1 protein-coding gene is annotated in these 389 nt (G+C 68.1%); it reads left to right on the plus strand.

Annotated elements, in window-relative coordinates:
• On the plus strand, positions 1–389 hold a 389-nt coding region (locus M3677_RS17750), incomplete at both ends, for a carbohydrate ABC transporter permease (RefSeq protein ID WP_251161240.1).

A 389-nucleotide genomic window follows, 5' to 3' on the forward strand; every position in this document is an offset into this window, starting at 1 on the left:
GTGTCACCGCGCTCATCACGGTCATCACGGTGGCCGTCGAGCTGGTGCTCGGCTTCGCGCTGGCGCTGGTGATGAACAAGGCGCTGCAGGCGATCCGGCCGGTGCTGCGGGCCGCGATCCTCATCCCCTACGCCGTCATCACGGTGGTGTCGGCGTTCGCCTGGCAGTTCGCCTTCGACATCAACACCGGGTTCGTGAACAGCTGGTTCGCCTGGCTGCCGGGGGTCTCGCCGACCACCGACTGGTTCGGTGACTTCGGCACGTCGCTGTTCGTGATCTGCCTGGCCGAGATCTGGAAGACCACCCCGTTCATCTCGCTGCTCCTGCTGGCCGGCCTGGCCCAGGTGCCGGAGGTGCTGCAGGAGGCCGCCCAGGTCGACGGCGCCACC

This window comes from Curtobacterium sp. P97 (assembly GCF_023712445.1).
Lineage (GTDB): Bacteria > Actinomycetota > Actinomycetes > Actinomycetales > Microbacteriaceae > Curtobacterium.